The 20,602-nt window shown below is 71.7% G+C and carries 1 protein-coding gene (running past one end of the window); it reads left to right on the top strand.

The features are described from left to right. On the top strand, positions 1-20,602 hold the 3' portion of the coding sequence (locus ACYQ8K_RS00640) for a non-ribosomal peptide synthase/polyketide synthase (RefSeq protein WP_459966606.1). It extends 10,655 nt beyond the left edge of the window; only the last 20,602 of its 31,257 coding nucleotides appear in the window; its start codon lies beyond the left edge, outside the window; its stop codon occupies positions 20,600-20,602.

The following is a 20,602-nucleotide window of genomic DNA, read 5'->3' as shown; positions in this document are numbered from 1 at the left end:
TGTGCCCAAAGGCGTTGCGGTAACCCAACACAACGTCGCGCAGCTGTTCGACGACCTGCGCCTCGGTTTCGCCTTGTCCGCCGAGCAGGTGTGGACGCAGTTCCACTCGTACGCCTTCGACTTCTCGGTGTGGGAGATCTGGGGCGCGCTGCTGCACGGCGGCCGGCTCGTCATCGTGCCCGATTCGGTGTCGCGTTCACCCGAAGAGTTCCACGCCCTGCTGGTCCGCGAGGGCGTCACCGTTTTGACCCAAACCCCTTCGGCCGTGGGATTGCTGCCCACCGACGGCCTGGGCGGGACGTCGCTGGTGATCGGCGCCGAGCCCTGCCCGCCCGAACTGGTCGACCGCTGGGCACCGGACCGGGTGATGGTCAACGTCTACGGCCCCACCGAGACCACGATGTGGGCCTGCAAGAGCACGCCGCTCAAGGCCGGGTCGGGATTCCCCCCGATCGGTTCACCCGTGACCCGCGCGGCGTTCTTCGTGCTCGACGAGTGGCTGCGCCCGGTGCCCCCCGGCGTGGTGGGCGAGCTGTACCTGGCCGGCCAGGGCGTCGGCGTCGGGTACTGGCGTCGCCCCGGGCTGACTGCGTCGCGATTCATGGCCTGCCCGTACGGCGAGCCGGGCGCCCGCATGTACCGCACCGGCGACCTCGTCTGCTGGGGCCCGGACGGGCAACTGCGCTACTTCGGTCGCGCCGACGAGCAGGTCAAGGTCCGCGGCTACCGCATCGAACTCGGCGAAATCCAGGCCGCGCTGTCCGCGCTCGACGGCGTCGAGCAGGCCGTCGTCGTCGCCCGCGAGGACCGTCCCGGCGACAAGCGCCTGGTGGGTTACATCACCGGGACGGCGGCTCCCGGCTCGGCGCGCGCCGCGCTGGCCGAGCGGCTCCCGGCGTACATGGTCCCGGCCGCGGTGGTGGTGCTCGACGCGTTGCCCGTGACGGTCAACGGCAAGCTCGACGCCCGCGCCCTGCCGGCGCCCGATTACCGGGCCGTGGACAACTATCGCGCCCCGAGCACCGCGGTCGAGGAGATCCTGGTCGGCATCTACGCCCAGGTTCTCAATGTCGAACGCGTCGGCGTCGACGACTCGTTCTTCGACCTGGGTGGCGATTCGCTGTCCACCATGCGCCTGGTCACCGCCATCAACGCCGCCCTGGAAAGCGACCTTCCGGTGCGCGTCGTCTTCGAGGCCCCCACCGTCGCGCAGCTGGCACCGCGCGTCGCGGAGAGCGCGGGCGGCCTCGAGCCGCTGCTGGCCTGCGAGCGGCCCGCGGTGGTGCCGTTGTCGTTCGCGCAGAACCGGTTGTGGTTCATCGATCAATTCCAGGGCCCCTCACCGCTGTACAACATGGCGGCCGCGCTGCGGCTGCGCGGGCAGCTCGACACCGAGGCCCTCGGCGCAGCGCTGGCCGACGTGGTGAGCCGCCACGAAAGCCTGCGCACCCTGTTCCCGGCGCACGAGGGAACCCCCCAGCAGGTGGTGGTGCCCGTCGAGCGCGCCGAATTCGGCTGGGACGTCATCGACGCCACCGCATGGTCGGCCGGCCGTCTGGACGATGCCATCAAGGCGGCGACCCGCTACACATTTGACCTTGCCGCCGAAATCCCCATGCGGGCACGGCTTTTCGCGGTCGCCGAGGACGAACATGTGCTGGTGATCGTGGTGCACCACATCGCCGCTGACGGCCTGTCGCTGACGCCGCTGGGCGCCGACCTGAGCGTGGCCTACACCAGCCGGTGCGCCGGGCGGGCCCCCGGCTGGGCCGAATTGTCGGTGCAGTACATCGATTACACGCTGTGGCAGCGGGCCCAATTCGGCGATCTCGACGACAGCACCAGCCGCATCGGCAGCCAGCTGGCCTACTGGGAGCAGGCGCTGGCCGGAATGCCCGAGCGGCTGGCGTTGCCCACCGATCGGCCCTACCCGCCGATGGCCGATCAGCGCGGCGACAGCGTGGTCGTGGAGTGGCCGGCGGAGCTTCAGGAGCAGGTGCGCCGACTCGCTCGCGAGCACAACGCGACCAGCTTCATGGTGGTGCAGGCCGCGCTGGCGGTGCTGCTGTCCAAGCTCGGTGCGAGTTCCGATGTGGCGGTGGGCTTCCCGATCGCTGGTCGCCGCGATCCCGCGCTCGACCAGCTGGTCGGCTTCTTCGTCAACACCCTGGTGCTGCGCATCGACCTGGCCGGCGACCCCAGCTTCGCCGAACTGCTGGAGCGCGTGCAGGCGCGTAGCCTGGCGGCGTTCGAGCATCAGGACGTGCCGTTCGAGGTGCTGGTGGAGCGGGTCAACCCGACCCGCAGCCTGGCGCATCACCCGCTGGTGCAGGTGTTGCTGGCCTGGCAGAACTTCGCCGGGCACGACGACCCGGCCGCCGGTTTGGCGCTGGGTGACCTCGAGGTCACCTCCGTGCCGGTGGAGGACCAGTCGGCCCGGATGGATCTGGTGTTTTCGCTCGCCGAGCGCTGGAACGCCGCCGGCGAGGCCGCCGGCATCGGTGGGCGGGTCGAATTCCGCACCGACGTGTTCGACGCGGCCACCATCGAGACGCTGATCGCGCGGTTGCAGCGGGTGTTGACGGCGATGACCGCCGATCCCACCCACCTGCTGTCGTCGGTGGACCTGCTCGACGAGGCCGAGCGCACCCGCCTGAAAGAGCTTGGCAACAACGACGTTCTGACCGGCCCGGGTAACGCACCCGCGTCGATGCCCGAATTGTTCGCCACCCAGGTCGCCGCCGCGCCGGACGCCGTCGCGCTGGTGTGCGACGGCCTGTCGGTGACCTACCGCGAGCTGGACGAGGCGTCGAACCGGTTGGCGCATTGCCTTGTGGAGCGCGGCGCCGGCCCGGGACGAACTGTGGCGCTGCTGTTTTCGCGGTCGGCGGAGGCGATCGCGTCTATCCTGGCGGTGCTCAAGACGGGGGCGGCCTACCTGCCGATCGATCCGTCCTCGCCGGACACCCGGATCGAGTTCATGCTCGGTGACGCCAAGCCGGTCGTCGCGGTTACCACCGCCGATCTGGCTGGGCGGTTCCACGGGTACGACGTGACCGTCGTTGATGTCGACGATCGACGCATCGACACCCTGCCCGAAACCGGGCTGCCGCTGCCGACGCCGGACGGTGTCGCCTACCTGATCTACACCTCGGGAACCACAGGTGTCCCCAAAGGCGTTGCCATCACCCACCGCAACGTGACCCAGCTGCTCGGATCTCTGGATGCCGGCCTGCCGGCGGCGGGGGTGTGGTCGCAAAGCCACTCGCTGGCGTTCGACGTCTCGGTGTGGGAGATCTTCGGCGCGCTGCTGCGCGGCGGCCGGCTGGTGGTGGTGCCCGAATCCGTCGCGCGTTCGCCGCAGGACCTGCACGACGTCCTGGTCGCCCAGGAGGTCAGCGTGTTGACCCAGACCCCGTCGGCGGTGGCGATGCTCTCGCCCGAGGGCCTGGAGTCGGTGTCGCTGGTGATGGCCGGCGAGGCCTGCCCGGCCGAGGTGGTGGACCAGTGGGCGCCCGGACGGGTCATGGTCAACGCCTACGGCCCGACCGAGACCACCATGTGCGTGACCATCAGCGCGCCCCTGGCGCCGGGCTCGGCCGCCGCCGGGCCGGTGCCGATCGGGTCCCCGGTGCCGGGGGCGGCGCTGTTCGTGCTCGACGAGTCGCTGCGGCCGGTGCCGCCCGGCATCGTCGGGGAGCTGTACGTCGCCGGATCCGGTGTGGCCGCAGGATATGTCGGCCGCCCGAGCCTGACCGCGTCGCGATTCGTCGCCTGCCCGTTCGGCGGAGCCGGCACCCGCATGTACCGCACCGGCGACCTGGTGCGCTGGAACGCCGAGGGCCAACTGCAGTACTTCGGGCGCGCCGACGAACAGGTCAAGGTCCGCGGTTACCGCATCGAACTCGGCGAGATCCAGTCCGCGCTGGCCGGACTCGACGGCGTCGAGCAGGCCGCCGTCATCGCCCGCGAAGACCGCCCCGGTGACAAACGCCTCGTCGGTTACATCACCGGCGGCGCCGACGCGGCCGTGGTGCGCACCGCGCTATCCGAACGGTTGCCCGCCTACATGGTCCCGGCCGCGGTGATGGCTCTCGACGCACTCCCGTTGACCGCCAACGGCAAACTCGACACCCGCGCCCTGCCGGCACCCGAATACACCGCCGGTGAATACCGCGCCCCGGAGACCCCCACCGAGGAGATCCTGGTCGGCATCTACGCCGAGATCCTCGACGTGGAACGGGTCGGCGTCGACGACTCCTTCTTCGACCTCGGCGGCGACAGCATCTCCGCGATGCGGCTGATCGCCGCGATCAACGCAAGCCTGGACGCCGGCCTCGCGGTGCGCGTCGTGTTCGAGGCGCCCACGGTGGCCCAGCTAGCGCCCCGGATCGGCGAGGGCGGAACCGGGCTGGACCCGCTGACGGCCGGCGAGCGGCCGACGATCGTCCCGCTCTCGTTCGCGCAGAACCGACTGTGGTTCCTCGATCAATTGCAAGGTCCCTCACCGGTTTACAACATGGCCGCCGCGCTGCGGCTGGACGGTCCGCTCGACGCCGATGCGCTCGGAGCGGCGCTGGGCGACGTGGTGGCCCGCCACGAGAGCCTGCGCACCCTGTTCGCGGCCCCCGAGGGGACCCCGCAGCAGGTGGTAATCCCGGCGGACAAGGCCGATTTCGGCTGGGAGGTCGTCGACGCCACCGCATGGTCGGCAAGCCAGCTGGAAGAGGCGATCGGCGACACGGCCCGCTACACCTTCGACCTTTCGGCCCAAATCCCATTGCGGGCAGAGCTTTTCCGCCTCCGCGACGACCGGCATGTGCTGGCGGCCGTGGTGCACCACATCGCCGCCGACGGCATGTCCATCACCCCGCTGGTGCGCGACCTGGGGGTGGCGTATGCCAGCCGGGCCGCCGGGCACCGCCCCGACTGGACGCCGCTGCCGGTGCAGTACGTCGACTACACGCTATGGCAGCGCGCGCAATTCGGCGACCTGGACGACGGCAACAGCCGCATCGCGGCCCAGCTGTCCTACTGGGAAGACGCCCTGACCGGGATGCCCGAGCGGGTGCAGCTGCCCACCGACCGGCCCTACCCGCTGGTGGCCGACCAGCGCGGCGCCACCGTCGAAATCGATTGGCCGACCGAGCTGCAGCGGCGTATCGGCGAGGTGGCACGCCAGCACAACGCGACCAGTTTCATGGTCGTCCAGACCGCGTTGACGGTGCTGCTGTCCAAGCTCGGCGCCAATCCCGATGTGGCGGTGGGCTTTCCGATCGCCGGCCGGCGCGACCCCGCGCTCGACGAGCTGGTGGGCTTCTTCGTCAACACGCTGGTGCTGCGCGTCGATGTCGCCGGCGACCCCACCTTTGCCGAGGTGCTGTCGCAGGTGCGCCAGCGCAGCCTGTCCGCCTACGAGCACCAGGACGTGCCGTTCGAGGTGCTGGTGGAGCGGCTCAACCCGACCCGCAGCCTCACGCATCACCCGCTGGTGCAGGTGTTGCTGGCCTGGCAGAACTTCGCCGGGCACGACAGCGGCCCCGCCGCCGGGCTGTCGCTGGGCGACGTCGACGTCACACCGATGCCGGTGGACACCCAGACCGCCCGCATGGACCTGACCTTCTCGATGGGCGAGCGCTGGACCGACGGCGGTGATCCCGACGGCATCGGCGGCACCGTCGAATTCCGCACCGACGTCTTCGACGCCGCCAGCATCCGGGCGCTGATCGACCGGCTGCAGCGCGTGCTGCTCGCGATGACCGCCGATCCCGCGCGGGCGGTCTCGTCGGTCGATCTGCTCGACGACGCCGAACACGCCCGCCTCGACGAGTTCGGCAACCGCGCCGCGCTGACCGGATCGGTCGGCCACACCGATTCGGTCCCCGCGCTGTTCGCCGTCCAGGCGGCGCGCACCCCGGACGCCGTCGCTCTGGTCTGCGACGGCCGTTCGCTGACCTACCGCGAGCTGGACGAGGCATCGAACCGGTTGGCCCATTGCCTCGCGGAGCACGGTGCCGGTCCGGGACAGACTGTGGCGCTGCTGTTTTCGCGGTCGGCCGAGGCAATCGTCTCGATCCTGGCCGTGCTCAAGTCCGGGGCCGCCTACCTGCCGATCGACCCGGCGCTGCCCGAGGCGCGGATCGGATTCGTGCTCGGCGACGCCGCCCCGATCGCCGCGATCACCACCGCGGAGCTGACCGACCGGTTCGACGGCCACGACGTCGAGGTCATCGACGTCAACGACCCCGCCATCGCCAGCCAACCCACCATGGCGCTGCCGGCGCCGGGTCCGGAGAACCTCGCCTACCTGATCTACACCTCGGGCACCACCGGTGTCCCCAAAGGCGTTGCCGTCACGCATCGCAACGTCACCCAGCTGCTGACGTCCGGCGACTCGGGACTGCCGCGCTCCGGCGTGTGGTCGCAATGGCACTCGCTGGCCTTCGACGTCTCGGTGTGGGAGATCTTCGGTGCCCTGCTGCACGGCGGCCGGCTGGTCGTGGTCCCCGAAGCGATCGCGCGCTCACCCGAAGACCTGCACGCCCTGCTGATCGCCGAACAGGTCAGCGTGCTCAGCCAGACCCCGTCGGCTGCCGGGGCGCTCTCGCCCGCCGGGCTGGAGTCGGTCACGCTGGTGGTCGCCGGTGAGGCCTGCCCGTCGGAACTGGTGGACCGGTGGGCGCCGGGCCGGGCGATGATCAACGCCTACGGCCCTACCGAGGCCACGGTCTACGCCGCCATCAGCGCGCCGCTGGAGGCGGGAGCACCGGGCGTGGTGCCGATCGGCTCCCCGGTGCCGGGCGCCGCGTCGTTCGTGCTCGACGAATGGCTGCGGCCGGTGCCCCCGGGTGTGGTCGGCGAGCTGTATGTGGCCGGTGCCGGTGTGGCCTGTGGCTATTGGCAGCGGTCCGGCCTGACCGCTTCGCGTTTCGTGGCCTGCCCGTTCGGTGGGCCCGGCGCGCGCATGTACCGCACCGGCGACCTGGTGCGCTGGCGCGCCGACGGGCAGCTGGACTACCTGGGCCGCGCCGACGAGCAGGTCAAGATCCGCGGCTACCGCATCGAACTCGGCGAGGTGCGCGCCGCGCTGGCCTGGGTGAAGGGCGTCGAGCAGGCGGTCGTCATCGCCCGCGAGGACCGTCCCGCCGCCTTGCGCCTCGTCGGCTACGTCACCGGCACCGCCGACCCGGCCGCGGTGCGCGCCGCGCTGGCCGAGCGGCTGCCGGGCTATATGATTCCGACCGCGGTGGTGGTGATGCAGGCCCTGCCGCTCACCCCGAACGGCAAGCTCGACACCCGCGCCCTGCCCGCACCGGATTATCAGGACGCGGACCGGTATCGCGCCCCCGACAACGCCATCGAAGAAATCCTGGCCGGAATCTTCGCCCAGGTGCTCGGCCTCGAGCGCGTCGGCGTCGACGATTCCTTCTTCGACCTTGGCGGCGACAGCATTTCGTCGATGCAGGTGGTGACGCGGGCGCGGGCCGCCGGCCTGGTGTGCAAGACGCGCGACATCTTCGTCGAGCAGACCGTGGCCCGGCTGGCCCGGGTGGCCGAAGTGGTCGATGCCGAATCCGCCGTCGCCGACGAAGGCCTCGGGCCGGTGCAGGCCACCCCGATCATCCGGTGGCTGCAGCACGTGGAAAGCCTTGGCGGCCAAGTCGATCAGTTCAACCAGACCATGGTGGTGCAGGCTCCCACGGCGGTCACCGAGGCCGACGTCGTCACGGTGCTGCAGGCGCTGCTGGACCGCCACGCGATGCTGCGGCTGCACCTCGACACGGACGCCGCCACCGGCTGGTCGCTGACGGTGCCCGAGCCCGGCTCGGTCGATGCCCGCGCGTGCCTGCACACGGTGGACGAACTGTCCGACGAGGCGGTCATCGAGGCGCGATCGCGGTTGAACCCGGCCACCGGCGTGATGCTCAGCGCGGTGTGGGCCAGCGCCACCCGTCAACTGGTGGTGATCGTGCACCACCTGGCCGTCGACGGCGTGTCTTGGCGAATCCTGTTGCAGGACTTGAACATCGCCTGGGCCCAGCACCACAGCGGGCAGCCCGTGACGCTGCCGATGGCGGGCACCTCGTTCGCGCGGTGGTCGTCGCAGCTGGCCGAGCACGCGCACCACCCGGACGTGGTGGATCAGGCCGACACCTGGAAGCGGGTGGCGGCAACCCCCGCGGCGTTGCCCGCGGTGCGTCCCGACGTGGACACCTTCGCCACGGCCGGACACCACTCCATGGAACTCGACACCGAGACCACCGGCGCGCTGCTCGGTGACGTCCCGGCCGCGTTCCACGCCGGCGTGCAAGACATCCTGCTGATCGCATTCGGGCTGGCGTGCGCCGAATTCGCCGACGATTCCGGCGCGCCGATCGGCATCGACGTCGAAGGCCACGGGCGCCACGAGGAACTCGGACGCGACGTCGACCTGTCCCACACCGTGGGGTGGTTCACCACCAAGTACCCGGTTTCTCTTGCGGTACAAGGTGTTTCGTGGGCTCAGGTAGCTTCCGGCGGCGCCGCGCTGGGCGCGGTGCTCAAAGACGCCAAGGAACAGCTGCGGGCCCTGCCGGACCCGCTGAGCTACGGATTGCTGCGCTACCTGAACACCGACGTCGACCTGGACGCCCCGGAGCCGCCGATCGGCTTCAACTACCTGGGGCGCCAAGGCGGCGCGGCCGAGCTCACCGACGACATGTGGCGCCCCGAGCCGGACGGCTGGTCGGTCACCCGGGCGGCGACCGCGATCCCGATGCCGCTGATGCACACCGTCGAGCTGAACGCGGTCACGGTCGAGGCCGAGGGCGGCCCGCGGCTGCACGCCAACTGGACCTGGGCGCCGTCGGCGTTCAGCGACGAGCAGGTCACCCGCCTGGGACGGCTGTGGTTCGAGGCCCTGGCCGGCATCTGCGCGCACGTGCGTTCCGGCGGCGGCGGCCTCACGCCGTCGGACATCGCCCCGGCCCGCCTGAGCCAACAGCAGCTCGATCAGCTTGCGCGGCAACACCACATCGCCGACGTGCTGGCGCTGACCCCGGTCCAGCAGGGCCTGCTCTTCCACGCCAACACCGCGCAGGCGACCGACGACCTCTATGCGGGACAGCTGGACATCGGCATCGCCGGCCCGCTCGACGCCGGCCGCCTGCGGGACGCGGTGCAGGCGATGATCCGGCGCCATCCCAACCTGGTGGCCCGGTTCTGCGACCAGTACGACGAGCCCGTGCAGGTCATCCCGGCCGACCCGGCGGCGGCCTGGCAGTACCTCGAACTGGACGGCGACGCGGGCGCCGACGCGCGGGTCGAGCGGCTGTGCGCCGCCGAACGCGCCGCGGTCTGCGACGACCTCGCCGACCAGCCGGCCTTCCGGGCGGCGCTGGTCCGCACCGCACCCGAGCGCCATCGGCTGGTGCTGACCAACCACCACATCGTGCTCGACGGCTGGTCGATGCCGATCCTGCTGGGGGAGATCTTCGCCGGCTACTACGGCCAGCGCCTGCCGGCGGCCGCGCCCTACCGCGGCTTCGTCGACTGGCTGGCCCAGCGGGACATCGACGCCGCCCGCACGGCCTGGGCCGAGGTGTTCGCCGGCTTCGACGCGCCGGCCCTGGTCGGCCCGCAGAACCGCACCGAACTCGGGCCGCAGAGCGTCGAGTCGTTCACGCTGCCGGCCGAGCTCAGCCAGGCCATCACCGACCTGGCCCGCGCGCACCACACCACCGTCAACACCGTGCTGCAGGCCGCCTTCGCGCAACTGCTCTGCGGCCTGACCGGGCAAGGCGACGTCGTGTTCGGCACCACCGTGTCGGGCCGTCCCGCCGAGGTCGCCGGCGCCGACACCATGGTGGGCCTGCTCATCAACACGGTGCCGGTGCGGGCGAACATCACCGCGACCACCACCACCGCCGAGCTGCTCGACCAACTGCAGGGCGCCTACAACCACACGCTCGACCATCAGCACCTGGCGCTCAACGAGATTCACCGCATCACCGGCCAGGACCAGCTGTTCGACACCCTGTTCGCGTACGAGAACTATCCGATCGACGCCAGCGCGCTGTCGGCCGACCAGGAGCTGGCCGTCACCGACATCACCAGCCGGGAATCGACCCATTACCCGCTGACCGTGCAGGCCCAGCCCGGCGAAAAACTGCGCCTGCAGGTCGAATACGACACCCACGTCTTCGACGCGGCGCGGGTCGCAACGCTGATCGAGCGGCTGCACCGGCTGCTGGTCGTCATGACCACCGACCCGACGCGGCGGCTGTCCTCGATCGACGTGCTCGACGACGCCGAACACGACCGGCTGGACGGCTGGAGCAAGCGGGCCGGATTGGCCCAACCCGGCACGTCGGAGTCGATCCCGGCGTTGTTCGCCGCGCAGGCGGCGCGCAGCCCGGGGGCCGCGGCGGTCACCTTCGAGGGCCGGTCGATGTCGTACCGGGAGCTCGACGAGAAGTCGAACCGGTTGGCGCACTTGCTGATTGAGCGCGGGGTGGGCCCGGGCGAGTCCGTTGCGCTGTTGTTCCCGCGCTCGGCCGACGCGATCGTGGCCATCCTGGCGGTGCTGAAAGCCGGTGCGGCCTACCTGCCGATCGACCCGGCGCTCCCGGCGGCGCGCATCGAGTTCATGCTCACCGACACAGCGCCGATGGCCGCGGTCACCGTCGCTGCGCTGGCGGACAAGCTGGGCGCGCACCACCTGACCGTGATCGACATCCACGACCGCGCCGTGGGCCGCCAGCCGCGCACGGCCCCGCCGGCGCCGGCCCCCGAACACGTCGCGCACATCATCTACACGTCTGGCACCACCGGTGTGCCCAAGGGAGTGGCGGTCAGCCACCGCAACGTGACCCGGCTGTTCGACGCGCCGACCGTCTGCGTGCAGCTGTCGGCCGACCAGGTGTGGACCCAGTTCCACTCGTACGCCTTCGACTTCTCGGTGTGGGAGATCTGGGGCGCGCTGCTGCACGGCGGCCGGCTGGTCGTGGTACCCGATTCGGTCGCCCGCTCGCCCATGGAGTTCCACGCCCTGCTGGTCGCCGAGCAGGTCACCGTGCTGAGCCAGACGCCGTCGGCGGTGCGGATGCTGTCGCCCCAAGGCCTGGACTCTGCGGCGCTGGTGATCGGCGCCGAGCCCTGCCCGCCCGAGCTGGTGGACCGCTGGGCGCCGGGGCGCACGATGGTCAACGTCTACGGCCCGACCGAGGCCACCATCCTCGCGACGGCGAGTACGCCGCTGGCCGTCGGGTCGGGAGCGCCGCCGATCGGCTCGCCGGTGCCCGGCGCCGCCTTGTTCGTCCTGGACGGGTGGCTGCGCCCGGTGGCGGCCGGGGTGGTCGGCGAGCTGTACGTCGCAGGTCGCGGCGTCGGTTACGGGTACGTGCGCCGCCCCGGGCTGACGGCCACGCGGTTCGTGCCCTGCCCGTTTGGCGAACCCGGATCGCGGATGTATCGCAGCGGCGACCTGGTGCGCTGGGGCCCCGACGGGCAGCTGCAGTACCTGGGCCGCGCCGACGAGCAGGTCAAGATCCGCGGTTACCGCATCGAGGTCGGCGAGGTGCGCTCGGCGCTGGCCGCGCTGGACGACGTCGACCAGGCCGTCGTCATCGCCCGCGAGGACCGGCCCGGCGACAAGCGCCTCGTCGGCTACATCACCGGCGCCGCCGATCCTGCCGAGGCCCGCGCGCAGCTGGTCGAGCGGCTGCCGGGCTACATGGTCCCGGTGGCGGTGGTGGTGCTCGACGCGCTGCCGATGACCCTGAACGGCAAGCTCGACGTGCGCGCGCTGCCGGCCCCCGAATACTCGGCGGCCGGGTACCGCTCGCCGACCACCCCCACCGAGGAGATCCTGGCCGGCATCTACGCCCACGTGCTCGGTGTCGAGCGAGTCGGCGTCGACGACTCCTTCTTCGACCTCGGCGGCGACAGCATCTCCGCGATGCGGGTGATCGCGGCCGTCAACAGCGCCATGGACGTCGGCATCCAGGTCCGCGTCATCTTCGAGTCGCCCACCGTCGCCCAGCTGGCGCCGCGCGTCGGCGAGGACACCGGCCGGCTGGACCCGCTGGTGGCGGGCGAGCGGCCGGCGGTCATCCCGCTGTCGTTCGCGCAGAGCCGGCTCTGGTTCCTCGACCAGCTGCAGGGGCCGTCGCCGGTCTACAACATGGCGGCCGCGCTGCGGATGCACGGACGCCTCGACGTCGGAGCGCTGGGCGCGGCGCTGGCCGACGTGGTGGGCCGCCACGAGAGCCTGCGCACGGTGTTCGCCGCCACCGACGACACGCCGCAGCAGGTGGTGATCCCGGTCGAGCAAGCCGACCTGAGCTGGCGGACCGTCAACGCCCGCGGCTGGTCGGCGAGCCGGCTGCGGGAGGCCATCGACGCCGCGGCCCGCGAGACCTTCGACCTGGCCACCCAAATCCCGTTGCGCGCTTCGCTGTTCCGCGTCGACGACGACGAGTACGTGCTGGTCGCGGTGGTGCACCACATCGCCGCGGACGGCTGGTCGCTGCGGCCGCTGGTCCGCGACCTGGGCATGGCGTATGCCAGCCGGTGCGCCGGGCGGGCCCCCGACTGGGACCCGCTGGCCGTGCAGTACGTCGACTACACGCTGTGGCAGCGCGCCCAGTTCGGCGAGCTCGCCGACAGCGGCAGCCGCATCGCCGGGCAGCTGGCCTACTGGCAGGACGCGCTGGCCGGCATGCCGGAGCGGTTGCAGCTGCCCACCGACCGGCCCTACCCGGCGATCGCCGACCAGCGCGGCGCGGCCGTCGAGGTGGACTGGCCCGCCGACCTGCAGCAGCAGGTCGCGGGGCTGGCCCGCGAGTACAACTCCACCAGCTTCATGGTGGTGCAGGCCGCCCTGGCGGTGCTGCTGTCCAAGATCAGCGCCAGCACCGACGTGGCGGTCGGCTTCCCGATCGCCGGAAGGCGCGACCCCGCGCTCGAGGACCTGGTCGGCTTCTTCGTCAACACCCTGGTGCTACGCGTCGACCTGGCCGGCGACCCGAGCTTCACCGAGCTGTTGACCCGGGTGCGCACGCGCAGCCTGGAGGCCTTCGAGCATCAGGACGTGCCGTTCGAGGTGCTGGTCGAGCGGGTCAACCCGACCCGTAGCCTGACGCATCACCCGCTGGTGCAGGTGATGCTGGCCTGGCAGAACTTCGCCGGGCAGGACAGCGAACCGGGCGCCGCCCTGGCGCTGGGCGACGACGTGCAGGTCACGTCGATACCGCTGGACACCCAGGTCGCCCGCATGGATCTGGTGTTCTCGCTGGCCGAGCGCTGGGCCGAGGACAACGAGCCCGCCGGGATCGGCGGGCGGGTGGAGTTCCGCACCGACGTGTTCGACGCGGAGACGATCCGGACGCTGATCGCGCGGCTGCAGCGTGTGATGGAGGCGATGACGGCCGATCCCACCCGCGCGCTGTCGACGGTCGATCTGCTCGACCGGCGTGAGCACGCCCGCCTGGACGTCCTCGGCAACCGCGCGGTGCTCGCCGCCCCCGCCAGCACCGAGGCGTCGGTGCCGGGGTTGTTCGCCGAGCAGGTGGCCCGGATCCCGGACGCGGTGGCGCTGCGCTGCGACGACCGCTCGTGGACCTATCGCGAACTCGACGAGGCCGCCAACCGGCTGGCCCACCGCCTGGCCGGGCTGGGCGTCGGCCGCGGCGACCGGGTGGCCCTGCTGTTCCCGCGGTCGGCCGAGGCCATCGTGTCGATCCTGGCCGTGCTCAAGGCCGGGGCCGCGTACCTGCCGATCGATCCGGGGCTGCCGGCCGAGCGGATCGGGTTCATGCTGGCCGACGCCGCGCCGATGGTCGCGATCAGCACCGCCGAGCTGGCAGAGCGGCTGTACGGCCACCACGTCGCCGTCATCGACGTCGGTGATATCGAGGCCCCCGCCGTCCGGAACCTCAACGCCCAGCCGTCGACCCCGCTGCCGATGCCGAACGCCGACGACATCGCCTACCTGATCTACACCTCTGGCACCACCGGTGTCCCCAAAGGCGTTGCCGTCGCGCATCGCAACGTCGCGCAGCTGCTGGCGTCGGGGGAGTCCGGCCTGCCGCGCGAGGGCGTCTGGTCGCAGTGGCACTCGCTGGCCTTCGACGTCTCGGTCTGGGAGATCTTCGGCGCGCTGCTGCAGGGCGGGCGGCTGGTGGTCATCCCCGACTCGGTGGTCCGGTCGCCGGACGACTTCCACGCGCTGCTGGTCGCCGAAGGGGTCACCGTGATCAGCCAGACCCCGTCCGCGGCCGACGTGCTGTCGCCCGAGGGGCTCGAGTCCGCGGCGCTGGTGGTCGCCGGTGAGGCCTGCCCGACCGAGCTGGTCGACCGGTGGGCGCCTGGCCGCGCGATGATCAACGCCTACGGCCCCACCGAGGCGACGGTGTACGCCGCGGTCAGCGCGCCGCTGCAGGCGGGATCGCCCACTACCGGGCCAGTGCCCATCGGCTCCCCGGTGCCCGGGGCGGCGGCGTTCGTGCTGGACGAATCCCTGCGACCGGTGCCGCACGGCGTGGTCGGCGAGCTGTATGTGGCCGGCGGCGGCGTCGCGGTTGGGTACTGGCGCCGCGCCGGGCTGACCGCGTCGCGCTTCGTGGCCTGCCCGTTCGGGGCGCCCGGCTCGCGCATGTACCGCACCGGCGACCTGGTCCGCTGGGGCGCCGACGGGCAGCTGCAGTACCTGGGCCGCGCCGACGAGCAGGTCAAGATCCGCGGCTACCGCATCGAACTCGGCGAGGTGCGCTCGGCGCTGTCCGCGCTCGACGGCGTGGAGCAGGGCGTGGTCATCGCCCGCGAGGACCGTCCCGGCGACAAGCGCCTGGTCGGCTACATCACCGGGGGAGCGGACCCGGTCGAGATCCGCAGCCGGCTGACCGATCACCTGCCGGCCTACATGGTCCCGGCCGCCATTGTGACGCTCGACGCGCTGCCGCTGACGCCCAACGGCAAGCTCGACGCGCGGGCCCTGCCGGCACCCGAATACCGCGACGTCGACCGGTACCGCGCGCCCGGCACGCCCGTCGAGGAGACCCTGGCCGGCATCTACGCCCAGGTCCTGGGCGTCGACCGGGTCGGCGTCGACGACTCCTTCTTCGACCTCGGCGGCGACAGCATCTCCTCGATGCAGGTGGTCACCCGCGCGCGGGCCGCCGGCCTGGCGCTGCGCACGCGCGACATCTTCACCGAGCAGACGGTGTCCCGGCTGGCCCGGGTGGCCGGCGTGACCGACGGCGAATACGGCGTGGCCGACGAGGGCGTCGGCGACATCGCCGCCACACCGATCATCCGCTGGCTGCGCAGTGTCGACGGCCCCGTCGATCAGTTCAACCAGACGATGGTGCTGGCCGCACCTGACGGCGTCACCGAGGCGGACGTGGTGACGGTGTTGCAGGCCCTGCTGGACCGGCACGCCATGCTGCGGCTCCGAGTCGACGACGAATCCGGCGAATGGTCGCTGACGGTGCCCGAGCCCGGCTCGGTCGACGCGGCCCAGCGCGTGCACGCCGTGGACGAGCTGTCCGACGCGGCGATCATCGAGGCGCGGTCGCGGTTGAACCCGGCCGCCGGCGTGATGCTCAGCGCGCTGTGGGTGGCCTCCAGCCGCCAGCTGGTGCTGATCGTGCACCACCTGGCCGTCGACGGTGTGTCCTGGCGGGTGCTGCTGGAAGACCTCAACATTGCCTGGGGCCAGCACCACCACGGGCAGCCGATCGCGCTGCCGCCGGGCGGGACGTCGTTCGCCCGCTGGGCCGCGCTGCTCGCCGAGCACGCGTCGTCGCCGGCCGTGGTCGCGCAGGCCGACGCCTGGCGGCAGGTCGCCGCGACGCCGGCCGCCCTGCCGCCGGTGCGGCCCGAGGTCGACACCTACGAGACCGCCGAGAACATGTCGGTGACGCTGGACGCGAAGACCACCCGCACGCTGCTGGGCGAGGCGCCGGCCGCGTTCCACGCCGGCATCAACGACATCCTGCTGGTCGGGTTCGCGCTGGCCTGGGCCGAGTTCTTAGGTTCCAGGGGTGCTGTCGGCTCGCCGATCGGCATCGACGTCGAGGGCCACGGCCGCCACGAGGAGCTGGCCCCCGGAGTGGACCTGTCCCGCACCGTGGGCTGGTTCACCACCAAATACCCGGTCGCGCTGAACGTCGGCGGGCTGTCCTGGGCGCAGGTCACGGCCGGCGGGCCGCTCCTGGGCGCGCTGGTCAAGGACGCCAAGGAGCAGCTGCGCGCGCTGCCGGATCCGCTGAGCTACGGGTTGCTGCGCTACCTGAACACCGAGGTCGACCTGGACGGCGCCGACCCGGCGATCGGGTTCAACTACCTGGGCCGGTTGGGCGGCGCCGCCGCCGAGCTGTCCGACGAGCTGTGGCGGGTCAGCCCGGACGGCTCGTCGGCCACCGCCATCAGCACCGCGGTGCCGATGCCGCTGATGCACACCGTGGACCTCAACGCCGGCACCATGGACACCGCAGACGGCCCGCAGCTGCACGCCAACTGGACGTGGGCGGCCTCGGCGCTGGACCGCGAGCAGGTCATGCGGCTGAGCCGGCTGTGGTTCGAGGCACTGGCCGGCATCTGCGCCCACGTGCGCTCCGGTGGCGGCGGCCTGACGCCGTCGGACATCCTCCCGGCCCGCCTGGGCCAGCAGCAGATCGACGAGCTCGAGCGGCGCCTGCGGATCGCCGATGTGCTGCCGCTGACCCCGCTGCAGGAGGGGCTGCTCTTCCACGCCAACACCACGCGGGGCAACGACGACCACCTGTACGTCGTGCAGCTCGATCTCACCCTGACCGGGCCGCTGGACGGCGACCGGCTGCGCGACGCGATGCACGCCGTGGTCGGCCGGCACCCGCACCTGGTGGCCCGATTCTGCGACCAGTACGACGAGCCGGTCCAGATCATCCCGGCGAATCCCGCGATGGTGTGGCGGCGCCTCGAGTTCACGCCGAACGGCAGCGAGCCCGAAGAGAAGATCCGGCGGCTATGCGCCTCCGAGCGTGCCGCGGTCTACGACCTGGCCGACCAGCCCGCCGTCCGCGCGGCGCTGGTACACACGGGCGACGACCGGCACCGGCTGGTCCTCACCATCCACCACATCGTGCTCGACGGCTGGTCGGTACCGATCCTGCTGAACGAGACGTTCGCCTGCTACACCGGGCAGCGGCTGCCCGCGCCCGCGCCGTATCGCAGGTTCGTCACCTGGCTGGCCGGCCGCGACCTGGACGCCGCGCGCGCGGCGTGGGGTGAGGTGCTCGACGGCTTCGACACCCCGACGCTGGTCGGCCCGCCGCAACGGCTGGAGTTCGGCGCCCGCGGCGTGCAATCGTTCGCGCTGTCCGAGGACACCACCCGGGCGCTCAGCGAGCTGGCCCGCTCCAGCCACACCACCGTCAGCACCGTGCTGCAGGCCGCGTGGGCGCAGCTGTTGGCCTGGCTGACCGGCCAGCACGACGTCGCCTTCGGCACCACGGTGTCGGGCCGGCCGGCCGAGGTCGCCGGCGCCGAATCGATGGTGGGTCTGATGATCAACACCGTCCCGGTGCGCGCCAACATGGCGCCGGCGACCACCACGATCGAGCTGCTCGGCCAGCTGCAGCGCGGTCACGCCGAGACGCTCGACCATCAGCACCTGTCGCTGAGCGAGATGCACCGGATCACCGGCCACGAGAAGCTCTTCGACACCCTGTTCGCCTACGAGAACTATCCGCTGGACGCCTCGGCGATGGCGGTCGATCACGAACTGACGATCGCCGACGTCAACATGTTCGAGCGCAACCACTATCCGCTGACCATTCAGGCGGCGCTGTCCGGGCAGGAACTGGGCTTGCGGGTGGAGTATGACACCGGCGTCTTCGACACGGCGACCATCGAGGCGCTCGGCGACCGGCTGGAGCGGGTGCTGCTGGCGATGACGGCCGATCCGGACCGCCCGCTGTCGGCGGTGGACCTGCTCGACGCGCCGGAGCACACCCGCCTGGACGAGATCGGTAACCGCGCGGCGCTGGACCGGCCGCTGCCGGCGCTGCCGTCGATTCCCGCCCTGTTCGACGCTCAGGTCACCGACCGGCCCGACGCGGTCGCGATCACCTGGGGCGGCACGTCGATGACCTACCGCGAGATCGACGAGGCCGCCAACCGGCTGGCCCACCTGCTCGCCGCGCAGGGTGCGGGCCCGGGAGAGTCTGTGGCGCTGCTGTTCTCGCGGTCGGCGCAGGCGATCGTGGCGATCCTGGCGGTGCTCAAGACGGGCGCGGCCTACCTGCCCATCGACCCGGCGGCGCCCGGCACCCGGATCCGTTTCATGCTCGACGACTCCGCGCCTATCGCCGCCGTCACCACGGCGGGCCTGCGGTCGCGGCTGAACGGGTCCGACCTGACGGTCATCGACATCGAGGACCCGCGGATCGAGCACCAGGCCGCCACGCCGCTGCCGGCACCCCCGGCGGACGACATCGCCTACGTCATCTACACCTCGGGCACCACCGGTGTCCCCAAGGGCGTCGCCATCACCCACCGCAACGTGACCCAGCTGCTGGTGTCCCTGGACGCGGGCCTGCCGCGGGTGGGCGTGTGGACGCAGAGCCACTCGTACGCCTTCGACGTCTCGGTCTGGGAGATCTTCGGCGCGCTGCTGCGCGGCGGCCGGCTGGTCGTGGTGCCCGAGTCGGTGGCGCGCTCGCCGAAGGACTTCCAGGCCCTACTCGTCGACGCGGAGGTCACCGTGCTGACCCAGACGCCGTCGGCGGTCGCGATGCTCTCGCCGGAGGGGCTGGATTCGGTGGCGCTGGCGGTGGTCGGGGAGGCCTGCCCGCCCGAGGTGGTGGACCGGTGGGCGTCGGGCCGGGTGATGATCAACGCCTACGGCCCGACCGAGACCACCATGTGCGTGGCGATCAGCGCCCCGCTGACGCGGGGTTCCGGGACGCCGCCGATCGGGTCGCCGGTGGACGGCGCGGCCCTGTTCCTGCTCGACCCGTGGCTGCGGCCGGTGCCCGCGGGTGTGGTCGGCGAGTTGTATGTGGCCGGCGACGGTGTGGCCGCCGGGTACGTCGGGCGGCCCGGGCTGACGGCGTCGCGGTTCGTGGCGTGCCCGTTCGGGGCACCGGGAACGCGCATGTATCGCACCGGTGACCTGGTCTGCTGGGGCCGCACTGGTTCCGGTGACGGGCAGCTGCACTACTTCGGCCGCGCCGACGAGCAGGTCAAGATCCGTGGCTACCGCATCGAACTCGGCGAGGTCCAGGCCGCGCTGGCCGCACTCGACGACGTCGACCAGGCCGTGGTGATCGCGCGCGAGGACCAGCCCGGCGTCAAGCGTCTGGTCGGGTACATCACCGGGACCGCCGACCCGGGCGAGGCGCGCACCGCGCTGGCCGGGCGGCTGCCCGTCTACATGGTTCCCGCGGCGGTGGTCGCGCTCGATGCGCTGCCGTTGACGCCCAACGGCAAACTCGATACGCGAGCCCTGCCGGCGGCGCAGTACACCGGCAGCGGGTACCGGGCCCCGTCCACGGCGACCGAGCGGGCCCTGGCGGACATCTACGCCCAGGTGCTCGGCGTCGAGCGGGTGGGGGTCGACGACTCGTTCTTCGACCTGGGCGGCGACAGCATCGCGGCGATGCGCGTGGTCGCCGCGGTCAACGCCGGGCTCGGCGTTGACCTGGCGGTACGCACCCTGTTCGACGCGCCCACCGTCAAGGCGTTGAGCGAGCGGCTGCAGGGCGGGGCGACGGACGCCGACGAGGTGGTCCCGGTGCAGACCCTGAAGGAGGGGTCCGGCGCGCCGCTGTTCTGCATCCACCCGGCGGGCGGGGTGAGCTGGCCCTACCAGGTGCTCGGCAGGTACGTGGACTCCGCGATCTTCGGCATCCAGCAAATCCCGCAGGACGGCAAGGCCGCTCCGCGGTCCATCCGGGAAATGGCCGAGATCCACGCCGACCGGATTCAGGAGGTCTATCCGGGCGGGCCCTACAACATCCTGGGCTGGTCGTTCGGCGGCGTCGTCGCCCACGAGATCGCCATCGAGCTGCAGCGCCGCGGCTGCGTGATCGGGCGCCTGATCCTGCTCGACGCCCAACCCAGCATCGACGACGGCATCGCCCTGCCGGAGCATGCGCTGAGCGAGCGGCAGGTGCTTGACGACGTCTTGCGGGCCTACGACATCAGCACCGACGGGCACACCGGCCCGCCCACCGATGAGCAGCTGGCGGAACTGCTGCGCGAGTCGGGCGTCTCGGACGTCTCCCGGCACCGGCAGCTCGTCGATTTGCTGGTCGGCAACCTCAACGACAACATCGAGCTGTACCGGCTCCACGAACCGAGGCTCTTCGACGGTGACCTCAGCGTCTTCTCCGCGGTGCGGGATCAAAGCGATCGAGGTTCGCTGCTGGCCCGATCCTGGGAGCCCTACGCCTCCGGTGACGTCCTGACGTTCGCGGTCGACTGCACGCACAACGAGATGCTGACCGCCGACTCGGTCGAGATGTACGGCGAACAGCTTCGGCGTCTGGTCCGCGCGGATCAGCGTCGCGAACTGGCCCCGCACGAACGGTTCAACGCGGCGTCCGGCGACGACGAGCGGCCCACCACGTCATGA

This window comes from Mycobacterium sp. MUNTM1 (assembly GCF_054660795.1).
This window is presented reverse-complemented; position numbering and strand designations above follow the sequence as displayed.